1 pseudogene is annotated in these 289 nt (G+C 67.1%); it reads right to left on the minus strand.

The window, feature by feature from the left end:
- Positions 1-23 precede the first annotated feature (23 nt).
- A pseudogene (locus AX750_RS26590) lies at positions 24-289 on the minus strand (hypothetical protein); the annotation flags it as partial.

Below are 289 nucleotides of genomic sequence, written 5' to 3' on the forward strand. Positions count from 1 at the left end.
GGGGGCACCTCAAGGTTTGTTCGCTAAACCGCGTTTAGTTGGACGGACCGGGAACGCGGCGATTTGGGCTTGCGGCCGAGCAGCTTTTCGCCGTCTGGCCGGAGATCCCCTGTGGGCGCGACATGGCGGTAGAGCGTCTGACGGGTGACGCCGAGTTCGGCACAGAGCTCACCGATTTTCGTCTCGGGTTTGCCCATGGCCGCCTGCGCCAGCCGCAGTTTCGCCGACGTCATCTTGAAGGGCCGGCCGCCGTTGCGCCCGCGGGCTCGTGCTGCGGCGAGGCCGGCAT

The organism is Methylobacterium sp. CCH7-A2 (genome assembly GCF_001557075.1).
In the GTDB taxonomy this organism is placed as follows: Bacteria; Pseudomonadota; Alphaproteobacteria; order Rhizobiales; family Beijerinckiaceae; genus Allobosea; species Allobosea massiliensis.